Source organism: Streptomyces millisiae (assembly GCF_031845425.1).
Classification (GTDB): domain Bacteria; phylum Actinomycetota; class Actinomycetes; order Streptomycetales; family Streptomycetaceae; genus Streptomyces; species Streptomyces millisiae.
Map to the genome: position 1 here is coordinate 1 of NZ_JAVREM010000379.1, position 416 is coordinate 416.

Consider the following 416-nt stretch of genomic DNA (forward strand, 5'->3'; position numbering starts at 1 on the left):
GCCTGTTGAGGCTCACTGCGCAGTCGGCCAGGCGCTGGCTGCGCACGCCGGTCTCGAACAGATACCAGTCCATGGCCAACTGCTGCAGCCTCAATAGCAAGGTGTACAACTGTCGTTCGGTCTCGGTGTCCGAACTAGGCACCGCGCGCATACGCAGCGCACACAGCCTCGAGAAATCCGAGATCACCTCGCCAGCCTGTGCCGGAGAATCGGCTTCTAGTCCTGGCGGCCCCTCGATGCCCAAGACACCGACGACCTGTGCGCGCAGTGCTGAGAAGCGCTCGCTGAACTCGGCGTGTTTCGACGACCAGTCGGCGCGCCCTCGACCGGTGCCGGCTGCGCGTGAAGACTCGCCGCCGATGAGGACGCTCATCGGCGTGACCTGTTCACGCCGCGGGTTTCGCGCAGATAGTACG

1 protein-coding gene is annotated in these 416 nt (G+C 64.7%); it reads right to left on the reverse strand.

The genetic code is table 11. The features are described 5' to 3' along the window. Nucleotides 1-373: hypothetical protein (locus RNC47_RS37175; protein ID WP_311605292.1), on the reverse strand; the 373-nt coding region annotated here is incomplete at its 3' end. Nucleotides 374-416: the final 43 nt, after the last annotated feature.